The sequence below is a fragment of the Streptomyces achromogenes subsp. achromogenes genome (assembly GCF_000720835.1).
In the GTDB taxonomy this organism is placed as follows: Bacteria; Actinomycetota; Actinomycetes; order Streptomycetales; family Streptomycetaceae; genus Streptomyces; species Streptomyces achromogenes.
Genome location: NZ_JODT01000127.1, coordinates 1 through 318, shown reverse-complemented (window position 1 = coordinate 318; position 318 = coordinate 1). Strand labels below are relative to the sequence as shown.

Sequence of the window (318 nt, the reverse complement as noted above, 5' to 3'; positions counted from 1 at the left end):
CACGGCCTCCAGCTGGTCGGCGAGGACCGACTTGGAGTCGTGCAGCAGCCGCCCGACGAGGGTGGACTTGCCGTCGTCGACGGAGCCGGCGGTGGCGAACCGCAGCAGGGTGGTGGCCGAGAGCGCCTCGGTCGTGGTCGTGCTCATGCCTAGAAGTACCCCTCGCGCTTGCGGTCTTCCATCGCGGCCTCGGACAGCTTGTCGTCGGCGCGGGTCGCCCCGCGCTCGGTCAGCCGGGACGCCGCGATCTCGGCGATGACCTTCTCGATGGTGTCGGCGTCGGAGTCGACCGCGCCGGTGCAGGACATGTCGCCGACG

At 71.1% G+C, this 318-nt stretch carries 1 pseudogene; it reads right to left on the bottom strand.

Going from position 1 to position 318, the window contains the following annotated elements:
* Positions 1-303 (bottom strand): annotated as a pseudogene (locus IH25_RS42740) (hypothetical protein); the annotation flags it as partial.
* Positions 304-318 lie beyond the last annotated feature (15 nt).